The sequence below is a fragment of the Pseudomonas sp. A014 genome, from assembly GCF_052378495.1.
Lineage (GTDB): Bacteria > Pseudomonadota > Gammaproteobacteria > Pseudomonadales > Pseudomonadaceae > Aquipseudomonas > Aquipseudomonas machongensis.
Map to the genome: position 1 here is coordinate 3,033,819 of NZ_CP199001.1, position 20,680 is coordinate 3,054,498.

General features: G+C 64.5%; 22 protein-coding genes. 9 read left to right on the top strand and 13 right to left on the bottom strand.

What is annotated here, in order from left to right:
• Positions 1–10: 10 nt before the first annotated feature.
• Positions 11–187: a hypothetical protein gene (locus ACTYOL_RS13770; protein ID WP_153773721.1), complete on the bottom strand. Its 177-nt coding sequence runs from the start codon at positions 185–187 to the stop codon at positions 11–13.
• 192 nt (positions 188–379) lie between these two features.
• Between ACTYOL_RS13770 and ACTYOL_RS13775 the strand changes: the two genes are divergently transcribed.
• The gene (locus ACTYOL_RS13775) at positions 380–1,156 is read left to right on the top strand and encodes a hypothetical protein (RefSeq protein ID WP_153773722.1); all 777 of its coding nucleotides are present in this window, start codon (positions 380–382) and stop codon (positions 1,154–1,156) included.
• A gap of 22 nt (positions 1,157–1,178) precedes the next feature.
• Here the strand turns inward: ACTYOL_RS13775 and ACTYOL_RS13780 are convergent, their stop codons facing one another.
• Genes ACTYOL_RS13780 through ACTYOL_RS13795 form a run of 4 tightly spaced genes read right to left on the bottom strand, consistent with a single transcriptional unit; the run spans position 1,179 to position 4,018 of the window.
• The gene (locus ACTYOL_RS13780) at positions 1,179–1,913 is read right to left on the bottom strand and encodes an amino acid ABC transporter ATP-binding protein (protein WP_197890810.1); all 735 of its coding nucleotides are present in this window, start codon (positions 1,911–1,913) and stop codon (positions 1,179–1,181) included.
• Entirely contained in the window at positions 1,900–2,547 is a 648-nt protein-coding gene (locus ACTYOL_RS13785) for an amino acid ABC transporter permease (RefSeq protein WP_054890698.1), read from the bottom strand. Before ACTYOL_RS13785 ends, ACTYOL_RS13780 begins: the two co-directional genes overlap by 14 nt.
• The gene (locus ACTYOL_RS13790) at positions 2,548–3,213 is read right to left on the bottom strand and encodes an amino acid ABC transporter permease (RefSeq protein WP_054890699.1); all 666 of its coding nucleotides are present in this window, start codon (positions 3,211–3,213) and stop codon (positions 2,548–2,550) included.
• Positions 3,214–3,235: 22 nt separating this feature from the next.
• Positions 3,236–4,018 (bottom strand): transporter substrate-binding domain-containing protein, encoded by a 783-nt coding sequence (locus ACTYOL_RS13795; protein ID WP_054890700.1) that lies wholly within the window; start codon positions 4,016–4,018, stop codon positions 3,236–3,238.
• 278 nt (positions 4,019–4,296) lie between these two features.
• Between ACTYOL_RS13795 and ACTYOL_RS13800 the strand changes: the two genes are divergently transcribed.
• Positions 4,297–4,980: a FadR/GntR family transcriptional regulator gene (locus ACTYOL_RS13800; RefSeq protein WP_054890701.1), complete on the top strand. Its 684-nt coding sequence runs from the start codon at positions 4,297–4,299 to the stop codon at positions 4,978–4,980.
• A 177-nt stretch (positions 4,981–5,157) separates the two neighbouring features.
• A complete protein-coding gene (locus ACTYOL_RS13805; RefSeq protein ID WP_063545000.1) occupies positions 5,158–6,480 on the top strand; it encodes an MFS transporter in 1,323 nt (440 codons plus the stop codon).
• 27 nt (positions 6,481–6,507) lie between these two features.
• On the opposite strand, the gene ACTYOL_RS13810 is transcribed toward ACTYOL_RS13805, so the two are convergent.
• From ACTYOL_RS13810 to ACTYOL_RS13820, 3 genes are read right to left on the bottom strand one after another with little or no spacing between them, the layout of a single operon-like run.
• Positions 6,508–9,639, bottom strand: a complete 3,132-nt coding sequence (locus ACTYOL_RS13810) for an efflux RND transporter permease subunit (protein ID WP_444756434.1) — start codon at positions 9,637–9,639, stop codon at positions 6,508–6,510.
• 14 nt (positions 9,640–9,653) lie between these two features.
• The gene (locus ACTYOL_RS13815; RefSeq protein WP_444756435.1) at positions 9,654–10,859 is read right to left on the bottom strand and encodes an efflux RND transporter periplasmic adaptor subunit; all 1,206 of its coding nucleotides are present in this window, start codon (positions 10,857–10,859) and stop codon (positions 9,654–9,656) included.
• A gap of 47 nt (positions 10,860–10,906) precedes the next feature.
• Complete coding sequence (locus tag ACTYOL_RS13820) at positions 10,907–12,133, bottom strand: TolC family protein (RefSeq protein WP_444756436.1); 1,227 nt, start codon at positions 12,131–12,133, stop codon at positions 10,907–10,909.
• A 216-nt stretch (positions 12,134–12,349) separates the two neighbouring features.
• Here ACTYOL_RS13820 and aroQ point away from each other — a divergent pair, with 216 nt between their 5' ends.
• Positions 12,350–12,799, top strand: coding sequence for a type II 3-dehydroquinate dehydratase (aroQ, locus tag ACTYOL_RS13825; RefSeq protein WP_444756437.1), 450 nt, complete (start codon positions 12,350–12,352; stop codon positions 12,797–12,799).
• Entirely contained in the window at positions 12,796–13,644 is an 849-nt protein-coding gene (locus ACTYOL_RS13830) for a shikimate dehydrogenase (protein WP_414155522.1), read from the top strand. Before aroQ ends, ACTYOL_RS13830 begins: the two co-directional genes overlap by 4 nt.
• A gap of 30 nt (positions 13,645–13,674) precedes the next feature.
• On the opposite strand, the gene ACTYOL_RS13835 is transcribed toward ACTYOL_RS13830, so the two are convergent.
• On the bottom strand, positions 13,675–14,244 hold the full coding sequence (locus tag ACTYOL_RS13835) for a thioredoxin family protein (RefSeq protein ID WP_125929988.1): 570 nt from the start codon (positions 14,242–14,244) through the stop codon (positions 13,675–13,677).
• Positions 14,234–14,509, bottom strand: a complete 276-nt coding sequence (locus tag ACTYOL_RS13840; RefSeq protein ID WP_063545007.1) for a DUF2790 domain-containing protein — start codon at positions 14,507–14,509, stop codon at positions 14,234–14,236. Before ACTYOL_RS13840 ends, ACTYOL_RS13835 begins: the two co-directional genes overlap by 11 nt.
• Before the next feature lie 217 nt (positions 14,510–14,726).
• Between ACTYOL_RS13840 and ACTYOL_RS13845 the strand changes: the two genes are divergently transcribed.
• From ACTYOL_RS13845 to ACTYOL_RS13860, 4 genes are all read left to right on the top strand, one after another.
• Complete coding sequence (locus ACTYOL_RS13845) at positions 14,727–15,467, top strand: response regulator (RefSeq protein ID WP_054890710.1); 741 nt, start codon at positions 14,727–14,729, stop codon at positions 15,465–15,467.
• Entirely contained in the window at positions 15,464–16,765 is a 1,302-nt protein-coding gene (locus tag ACTYOL_RS13850) for a sensor histidine kinase (RefSeq protein ID WP_063545009.1), read from the top strand. The genes ACTYOL_RS13845 and ACTYOL_RS13850 overlap by 4 nt, the downstream gene beginning before the upstream one ends.
• Before the next feature lie 192 nt (positions 16,766–16,957).
• Positions 16,958–17,584, top strand: coding sequence for a ferric reductase-like transmembrane domain-containing protein (locus ACTYOL_RS13855; protein ID WP_444756438.1), 627 nt, complete (start codon positions 16,958–16,960; stop codon positions 17,582–17,584).
• 15 nt (positions 17,585–17,599) lie between these two features.
• Positions 17,600–18,094, top strand: coding sequence for an HvfX family Cu-binding RiPP maturation protein (locus ACTYOL_RS13860; protein ID WP_153773731.1), 495 nt, complete (start codon positions 17,600–17,602; stop codon positions 18,092–18,094).
• 124 nt (positions 18,095–18,218) lie between these two features.
• Here ACTYOL_RS13860 and ACTYOL_RS13865 read toward each other — a convergent pair whose 3' ends face one another.
• The 3 genes from ACTYOL_RS13865 to ACTYOL_RS13875 all read right to left on the bottom strand — a co-directional run bounded on the left by ACTYOL_RS13865 (position 18,219) and on the right by ACTYOL_RS13875 (position 20,625).
• Positions 18,219–18,923: an HvfC family RiPP maturation protein gene (locus ACTYOL_RS13865; RefSeq protein ID WP_197890801.1), complete on the bottom strand. Its 705-nt coding sequence runs from the start codon at positions 18,921–18,923 to the stop codon at positions 18,219–18,221.
• Entirely contained in the window at positions 18,916–19,749 is an 834-nt protein-coding gene (locus tag ACTYOL_RS13870; protein ID WP_197890798.1) for an HvfB family MNIO-type RiPP peptide maturase, read from the bottom strand. The genes ACTYOL_RS13865 and ACTYOL_RS13870 overlap by 8 nt, the downstream gene beginning before the upstream one ends.
• Before the next feature lie 315 nt (positions 19,750–20,064).
• A complete protein-coding gene (locus ACTYOL_RS13875) occupies positions 20,065–20,625 on the bottom strand; it encodes a DUF4174 domain-containing protein (RefSeq protein WP_444756439.1) in 561 nt (186 codons plus the stop codon).
• Between the last annotated feature and the right edge of the window lie 55 nt (positions 20,626–20,680).

Genomic DNA, 20,680 nt, shown 5'->3' on the forward strand with positions numbered 1-20,680 from the left:
CGGACTTGCTTCATACCGACGCCGTCATCCCGATGAAGTTCGCCAGCTCTGCCGTGCGCGGAGCGGCGAACAGTGCGTTCGGCTCCCCCACTTCATGGTTGAGCTGATCCTGCCAGTGGGCGAGCCGCGGCGGCCAGTGTTCGGGCTGGATGAGCAGGGTCGTGGCGTGCTGAAGGATCTGCTGCACGACTTGCAGGATCGTTGAAAGCCCAAAAGCTTGATGGTTGTGCCATGATTCTCGTGGCTGCGGGCTCGGAAGGGCCCGCAACACCCTGAAAAATCTTCGCCAGCCCTGAATTTTGCCTCAGCTCGTCCGTTCGATATGCTGCCCCTCCAAAACGGACCATGACGGTTCCGTCCTGCTATCAAGGATGTGTTCGTGCCAGATCCACGCTTGTCCCTTGCATTGCTCGGCCTTGCCACTATCCTGCTGCTCGGTGGCTGCCAGAGCGGGCCCAAGGCCGACGCTGCGCCACCTGTCGACCCCAAAGCTCGCCAGGCCTTCATCGAGCAGACCATGGGCATGCTGCACCACGACATGCTGGCTGCCACCGGCGGCCAGATGGCTGGAGTGCTCAACCTGAAAGTCACCCTGGATCGCGACGGCCGCCCGATCGCCTGCAGCACCCATCGCGCCAAGACGAGCCTGGCCATGCAGTTCCCTCAAGACATGACCGCCACCGACCGCAAACTCTTGGCCAGTACCGTCCAGAGCCAGTGCTGGAAAACTGTCTATCCCAAAGTGCCCGCCGGGATGCAGGGTGACAAGGGAGAGGCGCAACTGGTCGCGCCGTTGGTCCTGCTCAGGCCGCCCTATGTGTCGGAACTTGAGCAGCAACGACGCCAGCAGCATGCCGATAATCAGTTTCTGTGGCGGACGCTGATGCGCGATGAACCAGTCGACAGCGTAGGTCTGGCCCTGATCCGCTACCAGGCAGATGCGGCAGGCCGGGTAACAGGCTGCCTGGTTGAGCTTGCTCCGCACCCGGTGCGCAAGGACGCGTTTCGCATGGACGGAGCCCTCCAGGCACGGCTCAACCGGCAGTGCCTGAACCTCGACCTGGGGCAGATGCCAGGGTTCGCGCCAGACGCGCATGGCAATTTCGCCGGTAACGGGCTGCTCCAGTACGCGCCCTGGAAAGTCGGCCGTGATTAGGCTGTGTCTGGTCCCGAGGCATTCAGGTCGGTACCGTCATGCCAATGAAGTTCGCCAGCTCCGCGGTACGCGGAGCGGCGAACAGCTCGCCGGGATCGCCCACCTCATGCACCTTGCCCTGATGCATGAACACTAGCTTGTCGCCCACCTCACGGGCGAAGCGCATTTCGTGGGTGACCATGATCAAGGTCATGCCTTCGCTGGCCAACTGGCGCACCACTGCCAACACCTCGTTGACCAGCTCCGGATCCAACGCCGAGGTGATCTCGTCGCACAGCAAGACCTTGGGCGACATCGCCAGCGCGCGGGCGATCGCCACCCGCTGCTGCTGCCCGCCCGAGAGGCGATCCGGGTAGGCGTCGAATTTCTCCGCCAGCCCCACCCTGGCCAGCATGCGCTCGGCCAACTCACGCGCCTGCGCCTTGCCGGTGTTCTTCACCACTTGCGGCGCCAGCATCACGTTCTCGCCCACGGTCAGGTGCGGGAACAGATTGAACTGCTGGAACACCATCCCGACCTTCTGCCGCAAGGCGCGCAAGTCGGCACGGCTGGCGTCGAGGTATTCACCGTCCACCTCGATCACCCCGTCGCTGATCGACTCAAGGCCGTTCAGCGTGCGCAGGAAGGTACTCTTGCCCGAGCCACTGCGGCCGATGATCGCGACCACTTCGCCCTCTTCGATGCTCAGGTCGACGCCCTTGAGCACGTGATTGTCGCCGTAGTACTTGTGCAGCGCGGACACTCTAAGCAGGGGCATGCAGCCTCCTTTCCAGATAACGGGCGCTCAGCGAGAGCGGATAACAGAGGATGAAATAGCCCAGCGCGACCAGGCCATAGACCATGAAGGGTTCGAAGGTGGCGTTGGCGATCATGCCGCCGGTCTTGGTCAGTTCGGTGAAGCCGATGATCGAGGTGACCGCCGTGCCCTTGACCACCTGCACCGAAAAGCCCACGGTCGGCGCGATGGCGATGCGCAGTGCCTGGGGCAGGATGACGTGGCGCAACTGCTCCATACGGCTGAGCGCCAGGCTGCCGGAGGCCTCCCACTGGCCACGTGGAATCGACTCCACGCAACCCCGCCAGATCTCGGCGAGAAACGCACTGGTGAACAAGGTCAGGGAGATCGCCGCCGCCATCCATGCCGAGACGTCGATGCCAAACAGCGCAATGCCAAAGAACACCATGAACAACTGCATCAATAGCGGTGTGCCCTGAAACAGCTCGATGTAGCCACGGGCCAGGCGCCTTGGCAGTGCCCGCTCGGAAATGCGCCCGATCAGTACCAGCAACCCGGCCAGGCCGCCACAGGCGAATGCCACCAGCGACAAGGCCAGTGTCCATTGAAGGCCCGTCAGCAAGTTGCGCAGGATGTCCCAGAAGGTGAAGTCCATTCAGCGTTTCCCCATCAGCAGGCGCTGCCCGATCCAGCTCAGCAACTGGCGCACGAGGATGGCCATCAGCAGGTACAGGACGGTGGTCAGCAGGTAGGTCTCGAACGCACGGAAGTTGCGCGACTGGATGAAGTTGGCGGCGAACGACAGTTCCTCGGTGGCAATCTGCGAGCAGACTGCGGAGCCGAGCATGACGATCACGATCTGGCTGGTCAGCGCCGGCCAGACCTTGGCCAGCGCAGGCCGCAGGACCACGTGGCGGAACGCCTCGAACCGGCTCATGGCCAGGGCCGCTGCGGCTTCCAGTTGCCCCCTGGGAATCGCCTGGATGCCGGCGCGAATGATCTCGGTGGAATAGGCCCCCAGGTTGATCACCATCGCCAGCACTGCCGCCTCCCATTCGCTCAGGCGCACGCCCAGCGCGGGCAGGCCGAAGAAGATGAAGAACAGCTGCACGATGAACGGCGTGTTGCGGATCAGTTCCACGTACAGGCCGAACAGCAGGTCGAACGGGCGCAGGCGCCAGGCCCGCACACCGGCGCCGATCACGCCGATGGCAAGGCCGAGCACGGTGCCGATGGCGGTCAGCTGCAGGGTGAACAGGGCCCCCTTGAGCAGCAGGTCACCCTGGGCGAGCACGGGGGCGAAGTCGAATTGATAAGCCATGGCTAGAGGTATCCGCTGCCGCTCAAAGATCGGCAGGGAGAGGTTGCTTGAGCCATTTCTCGGCATTGCGGTTCAGGCTACCGTCGGCCTTCGCCGCGGCCAGGCTGCTGTTGACCTTCTCCAGCAGCGCCGCCTCGTTCTTGGCCACTCCTACGTAGACCGGCGAGTCCTTCAGCTTGACCTTCACCACCGGCACCTTGGCCGGGTTCTTCTCGGCGATGGCCGACATCACCACGCTGCCGCTGGCAATCAACTGGACCTGCCCGGAAAGGTAGGCGGCGATGGTCGAGTTGTTGTCTTCGAAGCGCTTGATCACCGCATCCTTGGGCGCCACGGCGGTCAGGGCCATGTCTTCGATCGAGCCGCGGGTGACGCTGATGGTCTTGCCGGCGACCGCGCCAATGTCATCGATCTTCGCCTCGGCTGGGCCGAACACGGCCAGGTAGAACGGCGCGTAGGGCTGCGAGAAGTCGATCACTGCCTCACGCTCAGGGTTCTTGCCCAGGCTCGAGATCACCAGGTCGACCTTGCCGGTGGTGAGGAACGGGATACGGTTGGTGCTGTTGACCGGGGTCAGGGCCAGCTTCACACCGAGCTTGTCAGCCAGCAGTTGCGCGGTATCGATATCCAGGCCACGGGGCTTCATGTCCGGGCCGACCGAACCGAACGGCGGGAAGTCCTGGGGCACGGCCACCTTGAGCACGCCACGGGCACTGATATCGGCCAGCGCGTCGGCCTGAGCCAACGGCAGGGCCAAGGAGGTGCCACAGAACAGGGTTGCCAGGAGCAGGGAGCGGAACGTCATGGGTAGGCCTCGCAGGAACTCGGGTGATGGGACTGACCTGGCCATTGCAGGGGGCATGCCAGTCTGCGCCCCACCCCGTTGCGAAACGCTGCCAGGCCCGTGACTGCAAGGTCTTACTGGTCTGAACAGTTGCAGCGCATGGTCGTCCTCTGCCCCGCAATGCGCCCTGCTTTCGTGCAGGGCCTTGAGGGGCTGCGCCAGGTTGGCGCAACGCTTGCCAGCACGGTCGGTTCACCGTAAAACGTCAGCGTCATTGCCCTCTGACTGGTCTGAACAGCATGCTCGACACCCTCCCCCGCGCCGTCCCGGAACTGGCCCTGCAGGCCATCCGCAAGCTTATCGATGAAGGCGGTTACCAGCCGGGTGATGCCCTGCCCTCGCAACGCGATCTGGCCGAACGGCTTGGCGTCAGCCGCGCCTCACTGCGCGAGGCGCTGTCGTCGCTCAGTGCCCTGGGGCTGGTGAGCGTGCAGCCGGGCAAAGGCGTCTTCGTGCAGAGCCCGACACCCAGCGGGTTCTCATGGCCCTATGCCGAACAGGTATCGGCGGCTGATACCTTCCAACTGCGCTATGCGCTGGAGGGTTTCGCCGCCGGGCAGGCTGCGCTGGCACTGACCGCCGATCACATCGACAGGCTCCAGGCCAACGTCGAGGCCATGCGCCAGGAGCTGCGCAACGGACGCTTCGAGCAGGCGGCGCGGCTTGATTTCGAGTTCCATCAGTTGCTGCTGCAGGCCTGCGGCAACCAGGCGATGCTGCAGGTGATCACCACCAGCCAGGAAATTTTCCTGGAGAGCCAGAAGCTGCCGTTCATTCGCCCTGAGCGGGCCATGGAGACCTGGCAGGAACATCGCAAGATCCTCAAGGCCCTCGAGCGCAGGTCGCAAGCCGGGGCGCAGCGAGCGATGCAGGAGCATATCCGCAATGCTGCCTCGCGTACCGGGGTGGTATTCGCCGTCTGAGCGAGTACTGCCGTGCGCTGGTTCGCGACAGATTACCGGTTGAAACAGATATCCCGGTGTCGCCCTCAAGGATGCACCGCCCCCCGCCCTCCGCTCTACTGGCCCTGACAACAAGACGACACGGCTCGACCGTGTCCAACCCCGCCAGGCTGCCTATGACAACCGGAGAGCATTCGCATGTCTGTATCCCATGAGGTATCCCCCGCCACCCTGCGTCGGGTGATTGCCGCCTCGGCCATCGGCAACTTCGTCGAGTGGTTCGATTTCGCGGTATACGGTTTTCTCGCCACGCTGATCGCCAGCCAGTTCTTCGCCAGCCAGGACGCCAGCGTCGCCCTGCTCAAGACCTTCGCCGTCTTCGCCGTGGCCTTCGCCCTGCGTCCGCTGGGCGGCATCGTGTTCGGCGCACTGGGCGATCGCCTGGGACGCAAGCGCATCCTGTCGTTGACCATCCTGCTCATGGCGGGCTCCACCACGCTCATCGGGCTGCTGCCAACCTACGCCAGCATCGGCATCGCCGCGCCCGTACTGCTGACCCTGGCGCGCTGCCTGCAAGGTTTTTCCGCCGGTGGCGAATACGCCGGGGCCTGCGCTTACCTGATGGAGCATGCGCCTCGGGAAAAACGTGCGTTCTACGGTAGCTTCGTGCCGGTCTCGACCTTCTCGGCATTCGCCTGCGCGGCGGTCATCGCCTATGCCCTTGAAGCCAGCCTGACGCCGGACGCCATGAACACCTGGGGCTGGCGCGTGCCCTTCCTGATCGCCGCGCCGCTGGGTCTGGTCGGGCTCTACCTGCGCTGGCGCATGGAGGAAACACCGGCCTTCCGCGAAGCCATCGCCGAGGGCCGCGAGCACGAACATTCGCCACTCAAGGAAACGCTGCGCCACCATGGCCGGGCGATCCGCAACCTGGGCGCGTTCATCTCACTGACGGCGTTGTCGTTCTACATGTTCACCACCTACTTCGCCACCTACCTGCAACTGGTCGGCAACCTCAGCCGCGCCCAGTCGCTACTGGTCACCACCGTGGCGCTGCTGTTCGCAGCGGCTGGCTGCCCGCTGGCAGGTGCCTTTTCCGACTGGATCGGACGCCGCCGGACCATTGGCTTCACATGCCTCTGGGTGATGGTCTGCGTGTTCCCGGCTTACTGGCTGGCAAGCTCCGGCTCGATGGCGGGCGCGTTGCTGGGGGTGATCCTGCTGGCGGTAGGCGCTTTGTCCAGCGGGGTGGTCACCGCGGCCTTGCTGTCGGAGAGCTTCCCGACCCGCACCCGCTACACCGCCTCGGCCATCACCTACAACGTCGCCTATACACTTTTCGGCGGCACCGCGCCGCTGGTGGCGACCTGGCTTATCGGCCAGACCGGCAGCAGCCTTGCGCCGGCCTTCTACCTGGTGGTTATCGCCCTGGTGGCGCTGGTTGGCGGGCTGGCGCTACCGGAGACTTCACGCATCTCCCTGCATGAGGAATCGCTGGGAAGCCAGCCAGCCTCGGTCTGACATCACCGGAGCCGGCTGGTAGCCATCTCAATCTTCCTCCCGCCGGTACGCCCAGCGATAGAGTGCGGGCAACACCAGCAAGGTCAAGGCCGTCGACGACAGGATCCCACCGATCACCACTGTCGCCAGCGGCCGCTGTACCTCAGCGCCCGTGCCGGTGGCCAGCGCCATCGGGATGAACCCCAGCGACGCCACCAGCGCGGTCATCAGTACCGGCCGCAGACGGGTCAACGCGCCCTCCTCGACCGCCACCCGCAGCGATCGTCCCTCTTCTCGCAGGCTGCGAATGAAGGCGATCATCACCAGGCCGTTGAGCACCGCCACCCCCGACAGCGCGATGAACCCGACCCCTGCCGAAATCGACAATGGAATATCCCGCAGCCACAGGGCCAGCACCCCTCCGGTCAGGGCAAACGGAATGCCTGTGAACACCAGCAAGCCGTCACGCAGGTTGTTGAACATCATCAGCAGCAACGCCATCACCAGCAGCAGTGAAACCGGCACCACCACCCGCAGCCGCTCGGCAGCCGACTGCAACTGCTCGAACTGCCCACCCCAGCGCGTCCAGTACCCAGGCGGGACCTGCACCTGGTCGATCAGGGTCTGCTCGGCCTGTTCGACGAACGAACCCAGGTCACGGCCACGCACGTTGGCACTGACCACCACCACGCGCTTGCCATCCTCGCGGCTGACCTGGTTCGGCCCCAATTGCAGGTTGAGGCTTGCCACCTGCGACAACGGGATAAAGCCGATCTGAGTGGCGCCAGCACTGGCCGGCACCGGTATCAGCAGGTTCGCCAGGCCGTCGACGTCTGTGCGCAGCGCCTCGGACAGGCGCACCACCATGTCGAAGCGCCGGTCCCCTTCGTACAGCGTCCCCGCCTTGCGCCCGCCGACAGCGATGGCCACCGCATCCTGCACCTGGGCAACGTTCAGACCGTGGCGTGCCGCCTTGTCGCGGTCGATATCGATGGTCAGTACCGGCAGCCCGGTGGTCTGCTCGACCTTCACCTCCGATGCCCCCGGCACCTGCTGCAAGGTGGTGGCAATTTTCGCCGCCGTGGCGTTGAGCACGTCCATGTCGTCGCCGAAGACCTTCACCGCCACATCGCTGCGCACCCCGGAAATCAGCTCGTTGAAGCGCAGCTGGATGGGTTGCGACAGTTCATGGTTGCTGCCCGGCACACTGGCGGCAGCCTGCTGCACCTCGGCAATCAACGCGTCGCGCGGTTTGCCTGGATCACGCCACTGCTCACGCGGTTTGAGCATCACGTAGGCATCGGAGATGTTCGGCGGCATCGGGTCCGAGGCGATCTCGGCGGTCCCGGTGCGGGCGAACACCCGCTCGACCTCGGGTACCTGGGCGATGATCGCCCGTTCCAGGCGTTGCTGCATGTCCACCGATTGGCTCAGGCTGGTGCCCGGCACGCGCAGCGATTGCAGAGCGAAGTCGCCCTCGCTGAGGCTGGGAATGAACTCACTGCCCATGCGACTGGCCAATACACCCGACAGCAGGACCACGCTTGCGGCAGCGGCGAAGGCCAGCTCGCGTCGACGCAGTACCCAGGCGAGCACCGGGGCGTAACGCTGGCGAGCCGTGCGCATCAGCACACCCTCTTCCTCCTTGACCTTGCCTGTGACGAACAGCGCAATCGCTGCCGGCACGAAGGTCACCGAAAGAATCATCGCCCCCAGCAAGGCCATGACCACGGTGAACGCCATGGGGTGGAACATCTTGCCTTCGACACCGGTCAGGGCAAAGATCGGCAGGTACACCACCATGATGATCAACTGCCCGTAGATCAGGGGCCGGCGTGCCTCGCGGGCAGCCGCAAACACTTCATGGAACCGCTCGGCACGGGTCAGCATGCGCCCGTGCTTGTGCTGGGCATGGGCCAGTCGACGGATGGCGTTCTCGACGATCACCACCGCACCGTCGACGATGATGCCGAAGTCCAGCGCCCCCAGGCTCATCAGATTGGCGCTGACCTTGTTGGCGAACATACCGGTGAAGGTGAACAGCATCGACAGCGGAATGACCATGGCCGTGATCAACGCTGCACGGATGTTGCCCAGGAACAGGAACAGCACGGCGACCACCAGGATAGCGCCTTCGACCAGGTTCTTCTTCACCGTGGCGATGGCTTTTTCCACCAGGTTGGTGCGGTCGTACACCGTGACCGCCACCACGCCCTCGGGCAGGCTGCGGTTGATCTCGGCAAGCTTCGCCGCGACGGCCTGGGACACCGTGCGACTGTTCTCGCCAATCAGCATGAACACCGTGCCCAACACCACCTCGCGACCATTTTCGGTCGCCGCTCCCGAGCGCAGTTCTTCGCCCAGGCCGACCTGGGCCACATGGCTGACACGAATCGGCGCACCATCGGCACTGGAGATGACGATGTTGGCAATGTCCTCGATCGACGCCACCTGCCCCGGCGCACGCACCAGCAACTGCTCGCCGTTGCGCTCGATGGCACCCGCGCCGACGTTGGCATTGTTGCCCTGCAACGCCGCGATCAGGTCATCGAGCGTGAGCTTGTAGGCCGCCAGGCGCTTGGGATCCGGTGCAATCAGGTACTGCTTGGCGTGGCCACCGATGCTGTTGACTTCGGCCACCCCCGGCACATTGCGCAGTTGAGGTTTGATGATCCAGTCCTGGATCACCCGCAGGTCGGTGGCGGTGTAGGGCGTACCGTCCTCCTTGAGTGCACCGTCCCGGGCCTCGACCGTCCACAGGAAGATCTCCCCCAGGCCCGTCGAGATGGGCCCCATGCCCGCTTCGATGCCCTCGGGCAACTGCTCGCGGGCGACTTGCAGGCGCTCGTTGACCAGCTGCCGGGCGAAGAAGATATCGGTGGCGTCATCGAAGATCACGGTCACCTGCGACAAACCCGAACGCGACAGCGAACGGGTCTGCTTGAGCCCGGGCAGGCCGGCCATGGCCGTTTCGATGGCGTAGGTGATGCGCTGCTCGGTTTCCAGCGGCGAATAGCCTGGTGCAGCGGTATTGATCTGCACCTGCACGTTGGTGATATCGGGCACCGCGTCAATCGGCAGCTTCTGGTAGCTGTGGATGCCCACCGCAGCCATCAGCACCACGGCGAGCATCACCACCAGGCGTTGCTCGATGGCAAATTGAATCAGGCGTTCGAACATGAGGGTTTCCCGGATCAGTGACTGTGCTCGGCCGAGCCCTTGCCCAGCTCGGACTTGAGGACAAAGCTGCCTGCCGCCGCCACCTGGGTGCCGCGGGCCAGGCCTTCGGTGATTTCGACGAAGCCGCCATCGCGGCGGCCGGTCTTGACTGGCAGCGCCTGGAAGCCATCAGGGGTGCGAGCGAACACCACGCTGCGCTCTTCGAGGGTCTGCAGTGCAATCTGGGGGACCACCACGGCCGCCTCTGCTTGCTCGACGGTCACCGCGATATTGACGAACAACCCGGGGCGCCAGGCCCCATTGGGGTTGGCCAGCGTGGCGCGGGCAGTGGCAGCGCGGTTCTGCTCGCCGAGCAGGTTGCCGACATAGTTGATGGTGCCCTCGACTTGCGCATCGAGGTCCGGCGAACTCACGGTCACGGCGCGGCCGCTGGTGACCTTGTCCAGATCGCGCGGGGTCACGGCGAACGTGGCCCAGACTCGGTTCAAATCGGACAGGGTGAAGGCATTGCTGGCCTCACTCACCACTTCGGCGACGGTCAGGTGTTTTTCCACCACCACCGCATCGAACGGTGCACGCAGCTCGTAGCGATTACCCACCCCCGCCGGGGCCACGGCCGCAACCTTCTGCCCGGCATTGGCCAAGGCGATCTCAGCTTCCTGCAAAACCTGGCGAGCCTGCAGGTAATCCTGCTCGGCGCTGATGCGCTCCTGCCACAACTGCTTTTCACGCTCGAAGGTCAGCCGCGCCAGCTCGACCCGCCGCTGCGCCGCCTGCTGCTCGCTGCGCAGCTCGGAGATCTGTTGGCTGGCGATCACCGCCAACACCTGGCCACGTTTGACCGGCTGGCCGAGGTCGGCCTGGACCGACTCGACCACACCCGGAACACGCGGCACCACGTGGGCGGTACGGTCCTCATCGAAACGAATCTCGCCAGGAAAACTGATCGCCGTACCCAGGGCACGCGGGCCGGCGGTCACCAACTGGACCCCGGCCGCCTCGATCTGCGCTGCAGAAAGATGCAGCTCGCCCTCTTCATCGTGACCTTCCTCGCCGGACGCAGCAGGCGCGCTGCCGTGGTCGTGGCCGTCATCGCCATGCTCGTCATGGCCTGATTCGCTGGTCTTTGCGGGGGCGAGATTGCCGGTCCAGGCCAGCCCACCGACGCCGATCACGGCGACCAGGGTGGCAAGGATGGCGAACTTGCGTGTGGTGTTCATGGGGGCTCCTGCTGCAAATGAAGAAGGTAGAACGCTCGATCCGCGCCTCAGCGCCCGGTATCCAGCTGGCCATAGATCCGCTCGATCTGTGCCCGGGCATCGCTTGCCGACGCCAGGGCGTCGAGGTACTGCGCGCGGGCCTCGATCAGCGTGCGCTGGGCGTCCAGAACGTCGAGGAACGCGAACTTGCCGCGCTCGAAGCCACGCGTAGCGGTATCTACTGCCTGGCGTGCCGAGGGCAGGATGGTGCGGTCGTAGGCGTTGACCTCGGCCATGGCCATGGCCCACTGGCTCAGTGCGCTGCGGGTATCGCTGCGCAGGCGCAGTTCCACTGCGTTGCGCAGGTCGCGGGCCTGGTCGGCGCGACGCGAGGCCGCCAGCACGTTGCCCTGGTTTCGGTCGAACAGCGGCAGCGGCATGGACAGCCCGACCACGTTGACCCGTTCACGGTCCTCGCGGCTGTACTGGCTGCCCAGGCTGACCGTGAGGTTGGGGATCCGCTGGGCCTTTTCCGAACCCAGCGCGGCTTCTCCACGCTCGATCTGCGCGGCCGCAAGGCGCCACTCGACAGTCTGCTCGACCTTGCCCAGCAAGACCTCGGCCTGTGGCGCCGGGCCAGGCAACAAGCCGTTGCCATCAAGCTGCGTGAACGCCACATCGGCGCTGCCAATCAAGCGCGACAGCGCCTGCCAGGCCACCGTGCGATCCGCTTCGGCACGGCGCAGTTGCGCCAGAGCCTGGGCCAACTGCACGTCGGCGCGAGTGGCCTCGACCGGCGATGACTGGCCCGCCGCAACCCGCGCCTTTACCACCCGCAGGCCCCGTTCGGTCAAGGCCTTGGACTGCTCGGCCAGCTCCACCGCAGTCTGCGCCCGCAGTGCAGCATGGAAAGCCTGGGTCACATCGGCACGCAGGCCATTGCCCTGGCGCTCGAGCTCCAATCGGGCGATATCCTGCCCGGCCTTGGCCACCTCGACACGCGCGCCACGCTTGCCACCCAACTCGAGCGCCTGGCTGAGCATGACCGTGGTGGTGCTGGTATCGCGGCGAGTGTCTTCACGCTCCCAGGAAAGCTCCGGGTTGGGTATCAGACCCGCCTGGCGCCGTTCGCCTTCGGCAATGCCCAGCTCCTGGCGCACGGCAGCCAGGTCCGGATTATCGGCAAACGCCGCATCGAGCGCCTGGTTCAGGGTCAGGCCCTGTCCTGCCTGGGCGACAGCACTGGCCGACAGCAGGCAAATCAGGGCGAGGAAGCGGGAGGGTTTGAACGGCACGGTCTGGGGTCCTCGACGGCTGGCGATTGCTGGCGAGGGACTCTAGGACGCGGCGGTTATCGTGGCGGTGGCGTGAAGATTACGATTCTGTAATCCAGCCGGAACGGTGGGCGATTATCGCCCCCGATTTTCATACCGAGCGGCGGCAGCTGATTTACAAAACTAACCGGATAGTACAAAAATTGTTGCAACCAACAATAAAAGCGATGCTGCGCCATGCCATGCCCAATCCTCGTACTCAACGGCCCCAACCTCAACCTGCTGGGCGCCCGCGAACCTGATCACTACGGCCGGGAAACCCTCGCCGACCTTGCCAATCTGTGCGCTGCCAGCGCCCGTGAGCTGGGCCTGGAAACCGAGTTTCGCCAGACCAACCACGAAGGTGAACTGATCGACTGGATACATGGCGCCCGTGGCCGCTGCGCCGGCATCCTGATCAATCCCGGCGCCTGGACCCACACCTCGGTTGCCATCCGTGACGCGCTCGTCGCCTGTGAACTGCCGGTGATCGAGGTGCACCTGTCCAACGTCTACAAGCGCGAGCCGTTCCGGCACCTCTCGTTCGTATCGGCGGTGGCCGTGGGGGTGATCTGCGGCTTGGGCAGCCAGGGCTACCGCGCAGCGCTTGCCCACTTCCAGCAACTGCTGCAGGAGGTCGCAGCATGACGCCGCACAGCATCCTCGCTGGCCTGATCGGGCGCGGCATCCAGGCCTCGCGCACACCCGCGCTGCACGAGCACGAAGGCGACGCCCAGGCCTTGCGCTACCTGTACCGGCTGATCGATGCCGACCAGCTGGGTGTGGACGACAGCGCCCTGCCCCGCTTGCTCGACGCGGCGCAGCACACCGGTTTTACCGGGTTGAACATCACCTTCCCGTTCAAGCAGGCGATCCTGCCGCTGCTCGATGAGCTCTCGGACGAGGCGCGCGGCATCGGCGCCGTCAACACCGTGGTGTTCAAGGACGGCAGGCGCATCGGCCACAACACCGACTGCCTGGGTTTCGCCGAAGGCCTGCGCCGAGGCCTGCCCGGCGTTGCTCGGCGCCAGGTGGTGCAAATGGGCGCTGGCGGCGCAGGGGCCGCGGTGGCTCATGCGTTGCTGGCCGAGGAAGTCGAGAGCCTGGTGCTGTTCGAGGTAGACCGCGCACGCGGGCAAGCGCTGGTGGACAACCTCAGCGCACGCTTCGGGGCCGGCCGCGCGCAGTTGGGCGCAAACCTGGCCCACGCCCTGGCGACAGCCGACGGGCTGGTCAATACCACGCCGGTGGGCATGGCCAAGCTGCCGGGTACGCCGTTGCCGGTCGAACTGCTGCACAGGCGCTTGTGGGTGGCCGAGATCATCTACTTCCCACTCGAAACCGAGCTGTTGCGCCACGCCCGGGCGCTGGGCTGCCAGACACTCGACGGCGGCACCATGGCCGTGTTCCAGGCGGTCAAGGCATTCGAGCTGTTCAGCGGTCGCAAGGCCGACCCGATACGGATGCAGGAACACTTTGCCAGTTTGCGCTGAGTGGCTCGCTGCAGCGGCGCTAGCCGGCGCCTACGTCGACGGCTCGGCCAGCAGCTCGCGGATCACCTGTTCCTGGCCAGCGTAGTCCCCTTCACCGAAATGCACATGGCGCACCTGCCCCTTGCGATCGACGAAGTAATGCGCCGGCCAGAACTGGTTGCCCCAGGCATTCCAGATCCGGTAGTCGTTGTCGACCGCCACCGGATAACCGATGTCGAGCGAGCGTACCTTCTGCCTGAGATTGCCCACATCATGCTCGTAGTCGTACTCCGGCGTATGCACGCCCACCACCACCAGCCCCTGGTCGGCATAGCGCTTGGCCCACTGGTTGACGTACGGCATGCTGCGCTTGCAGTTGATGCAGTCCCAGGTCCAGAAGTCCACCAGCACGACCTTGCCCTTGAGCGCAGGCGCATCCAGCGGCGGCGAGTTGATCCACGCCTGGGCACCTGCCAGCGAAGGCATCGGCCCCAGGTCGTCGCGCGCCAGCAGGTGCCCGGCCAGGCCCAGGCCTGCGAGCGCCAGGATCACACCGCCCACCTTGAGCCAGCGACGTCGCCAGGGGCGGCCTGGCTCGGCCTGGCTACGATCAGTTGTCATGGCAACCGCCGGTGGCGTAGGTACGGTACTCGACGCTCTGTGCCTGACCCTGCGAGTCCAGGTAATCCATGCGGGTATTGACCACGCCACAGGCGTTGCTGCGATCGTTCTTCACCGACAGTACGCGCTTGACGTCCAGGTGATCACCGTAGCGGTACTGCATGGCCTGGCTGTCGGGCATCGGTTGGGTGCTGGCCTGGGCGGCGATGGCGCCGAAGCTGAGTACGGCGAACAGGCTGGCACTGGCAAGGGTCTTGAAGTTCATGGTGAATCTCCTGCGGGGCTTTAGGTGGGGAGCAGTTCACTCCCCGGTCGAGAGCCATTTGAAGCCCGCCAGGTATCGGCCATGTGTCGAGAAACGCGCGTGCTGCTTCGTTCTGTATCTGTGTCGCCGACAGATACACTGCAATACAAACACCCGCAGGCAAGCGAGCCGAGCCTCGTTACACTGTGCCCATCGCATTCATTACAGGACCACCATGATGGAACACGTCGATCACATCCTGATCGTCGACGACGACCGCGAAATTCGCGAGCTGGTCGGCAACTACCTGAAGAAGAACGGTCTGCGCACGAGCATCGTCGCTGACGGTCGGCAGATGCGCAGCTTTCTCGAGGGCAACTCCGTCGACCTGGTCGTGCTCGACATCATGATGCCCGGCGACGACGGCCTGTTGCTGTGCCGCGAATTGCGCGCTGGCAAGCACCGCAACACGCCAGTCTTGATGCTCACTGCACGCAACGACGAAACCGACCGCATCATCGGCCTGGAAATGGGCGCCGACGACTATCTGACCAAACCGTTCTCCGCCCGCGAGCTGCTGGCGCGGATCAATGCAGTGCTGCGCCGCACGCGCATGCTGCCGCCCAACCTCACCATCAGCGAAAGCAGCCGGCTGATCGCTTTCGGCCAATGGCGCCTGGACACCACCGCCCGTCACCTGCTCGACGACGAAGGCACCCTCGTGGCCTTGAGCGGCGCCGAGTACCGCCTTTTACGGGTATTCCTCGACCATCCGCAGCGGGTGCTCAGCCGCGAGCAACTGCTCAACCTCACCCAGGGCCGCGAAGCCGACATCTTCGACCGGTCCATCGACTTGCTGGTCAGCCGGTTGCGCCAGCGCCTGGGCGACGACGCGCGCGAGCCGACCTGCATCAAGACCGTGCGCAGCGAGGGCTATGTGTTCTCGCTGCCGGTCTCGCTGATCGAGTCGCCGACATGAAGTGGCCGGGCACCCTCGCTTCGCGCCTGGCGCTGATCTTCCTGACGGGGCTGGTGCTGGCCTACGGCTCCTCGTTCGGCCTTCAGTTCTACGAGCGCTATGTCAGCAGCCGCTCGATGATGCTGAGCAACCTGGAAATGGACGTCGCCACCTCGGTGGCCATCCTCGACCGCCTGCCCGCCGCCGAACGTGCTGGGTGGCTTGCGCGCCTGGAGCGTCACAACTACCGCTACCGCCTCGACCAAGGCCTTGTCGGCCAGAGCATGCCCAGCGCCGACCCGCCCATGGCGGCAGAGTCGATCGTCAAGGCGATCGGCAAGGACTATCACCTGACCTTCCAGGATATCCCCGGGCCGAACCCGCACTTCCAGGCGCACCTCAAGTTCGCCGACGGCGCACCACTGACCATCGACGTCACCCCGGCGCCGGTGCCACTGGCCACCTGGCTACCGGTGGTGCTGTTGTTCCAGCTGGCGATCCTGCTGCTGTGCACCTGGCTTGCGGTACGCCTGGCGATCGGCCCGCTGACGCGCCTGGCCCAGGCCGTCGACCACCTCGACCCCGACAAGCCGGGGCCACAGCTGGATGAGAGCGGCCCGCGCGAGGTGAAGTACGCGGCCGTCGCCTTCAACGCCCTGCAGGCACGCATCGCCGCTTATCTCAAGGAGCGCATGCAATTGTTGGCCGCCATCTCCCATGACCTGCAGACACCGATCACGCGTATGAAGCTGCGCGTGGAAGTGATGGACGACGGACTGGAGAAGGACAAACTGTGGAGCGACCTGAGCGCCATGGAGCATCTGGTGCGCGAGGGGGTAGCCTACGCCCGCAGCATGGACAGCAGCACCGAACAGCCATGCAAGGTCAATCTCGACGCGTTTCTCGACAGCCTGGTATTCGATTACCAGGACAGCGGTGCGCAGGTCGTACGCTGCGGCGACACCGACACGGTGCTGCACACCCGCCCCCATGCCCTGCGCCGAGTCCTGGTCAACCTGCTGGACAACGCCTTGAAGTTCGCCGGCTCTGCGCGCCTGGAAGTCAGCCACCGGAGTACCGGCGACACCCTGATCCGGGTGCTCGACGAAGGTCCGGGGATTCCCGAGCAGGAGTTGGGCGAGGTGCTCAAACCCTTCTATCGGGTCGAAGGTTCACGCAATCGCAGTACCGGTGGGACCGGGCTAGGGCTGGCAATTGCCCATCAACTGACCCAGGCCATGGGTGGGCGACTGAGCCTGAGCAATCGTGAAAGTGGTGGGCTGTGCGCCCAGATAGAATTGCCACCCTCGCACCTGTAGAAATAACCCTGTCTGTAGGAGGGGTCTCCCCTCCTACCCTCGGGTCTTGTACGGTTCTGTAGCACACCCGCCCAACGGTACACGCCGATACACAACCCGCGCCTCGCCGACACACTGCAGATACCCCTTTCCAACACACTCCCAGCCACAACAACGCGACGGCATTCGCCGTCGACGACCTGGGAGCTGCTCATGAAAAACCTCGCGTTACCCTCCGGCTGGAAGCTGTTCGCTGCCCTTGCCGGCCTGACCCTGCTGATGACCGGGCTGGCACTGTGGATGCACCCCGTCGGCTCTGCCGATGCCCTGCGCACCGCCATCCGCGCCACCGCGCGAAGCTCCTTCGCGATGTTCCTGCTGACGTTTCTGGCCTCCTCGCTGGTGACCCTGTTGCCTGGTGCCTTCAGCCGCCAGGTGCTGCGTGAGCGACGCTTCCTCGGGTTGGCCTTCGCCTTCTCCCACACGGTTCATGGCGTGCTGATCTACCTCTATGCGCAACGCTTCCCGGAACTGTTCTGGGCCGGCCGCACCGCAGTGGCCAACATTCCTGGCAGTGTCGGCTACCTGTTCATCCTGCTGCTGACCCTTACATCGTTCAAAGGCGCCATGCGCCTGCTAGGCGGTCGCCTGTGGCGAGGCCTGCACAGCACCGGCACCTGGGTGCTGGCCGGGGTGTTCTGCCTGTCGTTCTACAAGCGCATCCCGATGGGCGGCTGGTACCCGCTGGCATTCGCCCTGATGTTCGCCGCCATCGTCCTCAAGCTCACCGCAAAGCGCGCTCAACACCTGCGCCGCGCCAAACCCGCCCTTTCCTGCTGAAGCGAGACCTGCACCATGACAACACTGATCAATCGCACCCTTGCACGCATCGATAACACCGGCAACTGGAGCGCGGACCTGCCCCTGCGGCTGTTCCTGGCCTGGGAGTTCTTCGAGTCGGGCCTTGAAAAGTTCAACGGCAACAACTGGTTCGTCGACTTGCAGGCCAACTTCCCCTTCCCGTTCAACATGCTGCCCGCTGAGTTCAACTGGCAGGTGTCGATGTGGGCCGAGCTGATCTGTCCGTTGCTCCTGCTGCTGGGCTTCGGTACACGCCTGGCCTCGGTCGTGTTGGCCGTGGTGACGGTCGTCGCGATCGCCTCCGTGCACTGGCCGGCACATTGGTCATCACTGACTGAGCTGGCCCAGGGCTATACCATTACCGACCGCGGCTTCGGCAACTTCAAGCTTCCGCTGATCTACCTGGTGGCGTTGCTGCCCCTGATACTCAAGGGATCGGGTCGTCTGAGCCTGGATTATTGGCTGACTCGCCGCTGGCAGCACGGCTGACCAAGGGTCTGCAGAACACAAAGCCCACGCCTGTTACCAGGTGTGGGCTTTGTGTTTTTCGCGAAGTGGAAACACCCGTGGATGGGCCCGCACGATTGATACGGGCACCTGTTGAGGCGCCCCGTCAGGGCGCCCGGGTTCCAATGATCACACCCTGGGCGCGCAACCCTTCGAGCATTGCTCTCCCACCCTCGAGCGACGCCTCGCCCCCCAGCGCCAGCAAGCGCTCACGCCCGCTGCCCGAGGCGTTCAACAGCTGCCACGCCAGTGGCGCCAGGCGGGAAAAGTGCACCTTGAATCCTGCATCGCGGTGTACCAGCAGCAGGGACGGCATCTCTGGCGCCTGTTCAGGCTGGTAACCCGGGCCGATTTGCTCCACCGGCCACTGGTAAGCCAGCACCTGGGCCACACAGGAGAGCAGCGGCTCGCCGTCGAGCAGATCGCCGTCTGGATCGTGTGCCGGGTCCTGCGCATCAGTGAGGCTCAGGTACGCCTCGATCCACTCGTAATGCGCCAGTTCCAGTTGCCAGGGTGCATCCAGCTCGACACCCTGCAGGTAATCGATGAAGCACTCGGCGATTTCGGTGAACAACGGGGTCTGGCTGCGATAGTTGGCGTAGAAGTCGCGCACCCGGGCATGCCAGACCTGATCGCCCAAGGTCCTGCGCATCACCGGGAAACTGCCGGCCAGCAAGCCCTCGATGGCACCGTAGAACAGCTCGCGGTAGACCCTCAACCGCCGCGCCTCGATACCGGGTGGCGCCGGATGGCGCAGCGGGTCGCGCAGGTGACGGGCCAGGGTGAATTGTTGCTCGCGCAGCTCAGTCATGGCGCAACCCTCCGGCAGCCTGCTGCAGCGCCCGGATGCGTGCAGTCTCGGCCAGCAGCTCGGCCATGGGCGGGTAGTTGAAATCGCGCTCCAGCACTGTCGGCTGGTTGCCGAAACGCTGGCAAGCGATCGAGAACAGCGTCCATACGTCTTCCTTCACCGCAGCGCCGTGGGTATCGACCTTCAAGTCCGGCGCCTCGTCGTAGTGCCCCGCCACATGCATGCCAACCACCCGTTCGCGCGGCAGCCCTTCGAGAAAGGCCAATGCGTCGTATCGATGGTTGCAGGCATTGACGAAGACGTTGTTGACGTCCAGCAGCAGGTCACAGTCGGCTTCCTCGAGCACGGCGCAGATGAACGACAACTCGCTCATCGCCTGGTAAGGCGCGGCGTAGTAGCTGATGTTTTCCACCGCGATACGCCGGCCCAGACAATCCTGGGCCTGGCGGATACGCGCAGAGACATGGCGGACAGCTTCGTCGGTGAAAGGAATAGGCATCAGGTCGTAGAGATGGCCATCATCGCTGCAATAACTCAGGTGTTCGCTGTACAGCTTCACCCGGTATCGGTCCATGAAACGGCGGGTGCTATCGAGCAGCTTCAGGTCCAGCGCCTCGGGGCCGCCCAGCGACAGTGACAGGCCATGGCAAGCGATTGCGAAACGTTCGGCGAGCTGCGCCAGGCCATGGCCAAAGGCGCCGCCGACATTGATCCAGTTTTCCGGGGCGCACTCGAGAAAGTCCACGGTGCCTGGCTCCAGTTTCAGCAGTTCGGCAAGCAGGCCGCGTCGCAAACCAAGGCCGGTGAGCAAGGGTTGGGAATGCATGAGAGAAGTCTCCGCAGGGGCCGGAAACGACTGCGGGGCAAGCCGCCTTCCGTTGAACGATGGAAGATGGCTTGCCCCGCGCGCTAACCGGCGAGAGGTCAGATTTGTCGAATGAAACGGCAGAACGGCGGGAGAAGATTGCAGATAGCGGTCATGGCAAGGCTCCACATCGGTCGAAAGGTCAGCTCATTTCGCCGCAATGGTGTGTCCTTGGTGTATCGGGCAATGGCGGAATTTGTATGGCAATCGGTCACCGGGGCCCGGTGATACAGTGCGATACAAAAACGCCGGTCTGCAAAGACCGGCGCGGGGGGTTCAGTCGTCCAGTGGCTTGGGCGGTGCTGCCGGCTTGGCCGGTTTGGTGGCCTTGTCAGTTTCTTTCGCTTTGGGCTCTGCGGCCGGGGCGGCGGCTACCGGCTCGGGTGTCGCGATGGCTTTCTCAGCGGCGGGCAGTTCGTCAACCGCCTTGAAAATCGCCTGCGGGTCGATCTTCTCACCGCTTTCATCATCCTTGAGCATGTGCCGCTCGCCATCCTTGCCGATCAGGATCACCTTGGTGCCTTTGCTCGCGCCAAGCTTGAGCTCGCGGATCAGCGCCATGGTGGTCTGCTGCTCAAGGTTCTTGTCTTCGCGTTTGCCCATCATCTGGGCAACGCTGAACAGCACCAGGTTGCGCTCCTTGAACCCGGCCTGGGTAGCTGGATCTTTCATGGCCTCTTCCAGCCCGCGCAAGGTCGGGTCGGCGCTGCTGGGGGCGATCACGACCAGTGGCCGTGCCTTGCCCAGCTCCTTGGCCAGGGGCGCATCGCTGTCTGCCGCCAACAGCGGGGCGGCGACGGCAAGCAGGGTGGCGAGGGTCAGTGACCGGACGAGCATGTGTATCTCCTTGTTCTCTCGATATATCAATGACTACAGATCATAGAGAAAGATC

Coding starts and splice junctions, on each gene's coding strand:
- ACTYOL_RS13780 (WP_197890810.1), bottom strand. CDS start 1,913: ATGCCCCTGCTTAGAGTGTCCGCGCTGCACAAGTACTACGGCGACAAT.
- ACTYOL_RS13785 (WP_054890698.1), bottom strand. CDS start 2,547: ATGGACTTCACCTTCTGGGACATCCTGCGCAACTTGCTGACGGGCCTT.
- ACTYOL_RS13790 (WP_054890699.1), bottom strand. CDS start 3,213: ATGGCTTATCAATTCGACTTCGCCCCCGTGCTCGCCCAGGGTGACCTG.
- ACTYOL_RS13795 (WP_054890700.1), bottom strand. CDS start 4,018: ATGACGTTCCGCTCCCTGCTCCTGGCAACCCTGTTCTGTGGCACCTCC.
- ACTYOL_RS13800 (WP_054890701.1), top strand. CDS start 4,297: ATGCTCGACACCCTCCCCCGCGCCGTCCCGGAACTGGCCCTGCAGGCC.
- ACTYOL_RS13805 (WP_063545000.1), top strand. CDS start 5,158: ATGTCTGTATCCCATGAGGTATCCCCCGCCACCCTGCGTCGGGTGATT.
- ACTYOL_RS13810 (WP_444756434.1), bottom strand. CDS start 9,639: ATGTTCGAACGCCTGATTCAATTTGCCATCGAGCAACGCCTGGTGGTG.
- ACTYOL_RS13815 (WP_444756435.1), bottom strand. CDS start 10,859: ATGAACACCACACGCAAGTTCGCCATCCTTGCCACCCTGGTCGCCGTG.
- aroQ (WP_444756437.1), top strand. CDS start 12,350: ATGCCATGCCCAATCCTCGTACTCAACGGCCCCAACCTCAACCTGCTG.
- ACTYOL_RS13830 (WP_414155522.1), top strand. CDS start 12,796: ATGACGCCGCACAGCATCCTCGCTGGCCTGATCGGGCGCGGCATCCAG.
- ACTYOL_RS13835 (WP_125929988.1), bottom strand. CDS start 14,244: ATGACAACTGATCGTAGCCAGGCCGAGCCAGGCCGCCCCTGGCGACGT.
- ACTYOL_RS13840 (WP_063545007.1), bottom strand. CDS start 14,509: ATGAACTTCAAGACCCTTGCCAGTGCCAGCCTGTTCGCCGTACTCAGC.
- ACTYOL_RS13845 (WP_054890710.1), top strand. CDS start 14,727: ATGGAACACGTCGATCACATCCTGATCGTCGACGACGACCGCGAAATT.
- ACTYOL_RS13850 (WP_063545009.1), top strand. CDS start 15,464: ATGAAGTGGCCGGGCACCCTCGCTTCGCGCCTGGCGCTGATCTTCCTG.
- ACTYOL_RS13855 (WP_444756438.1), top strand. CDS start 16,958: ATGAAAAACCTCGCGTTACCCTCCGGCTGGAAGCTGTTCGCTGCCCTT.
- ACTYOL_RS13860 (WP_153773731.1), top strand. CDS start 17,600: ATGACAACACTGATCAATCGCACCCTTGCACGCATCGATAACACCGGC.
- ACTYOL_RS13865 (WP_197890801.1), bottom strand. CDS start 18,923: ATGACTGAGCTGCGCGAGCAACAATTCACCCTGGCCCGTCACCTGCGC.
- ACTYOL_RS13870 (WP_197890798.1), bottom strand. CDS start 19,749: ATGCATTCCCAACCCTTGCTCACCGGCCTTGGTTTGCGACGCGGCCTG.
- ACTYOL_RS13875 (WP_444756439.1), bottom strand. CDS start 20,625: ATGCTCGTCCGGTCACTGACCCTCGCCACCCTGCTTGCCGTCGCCGCC.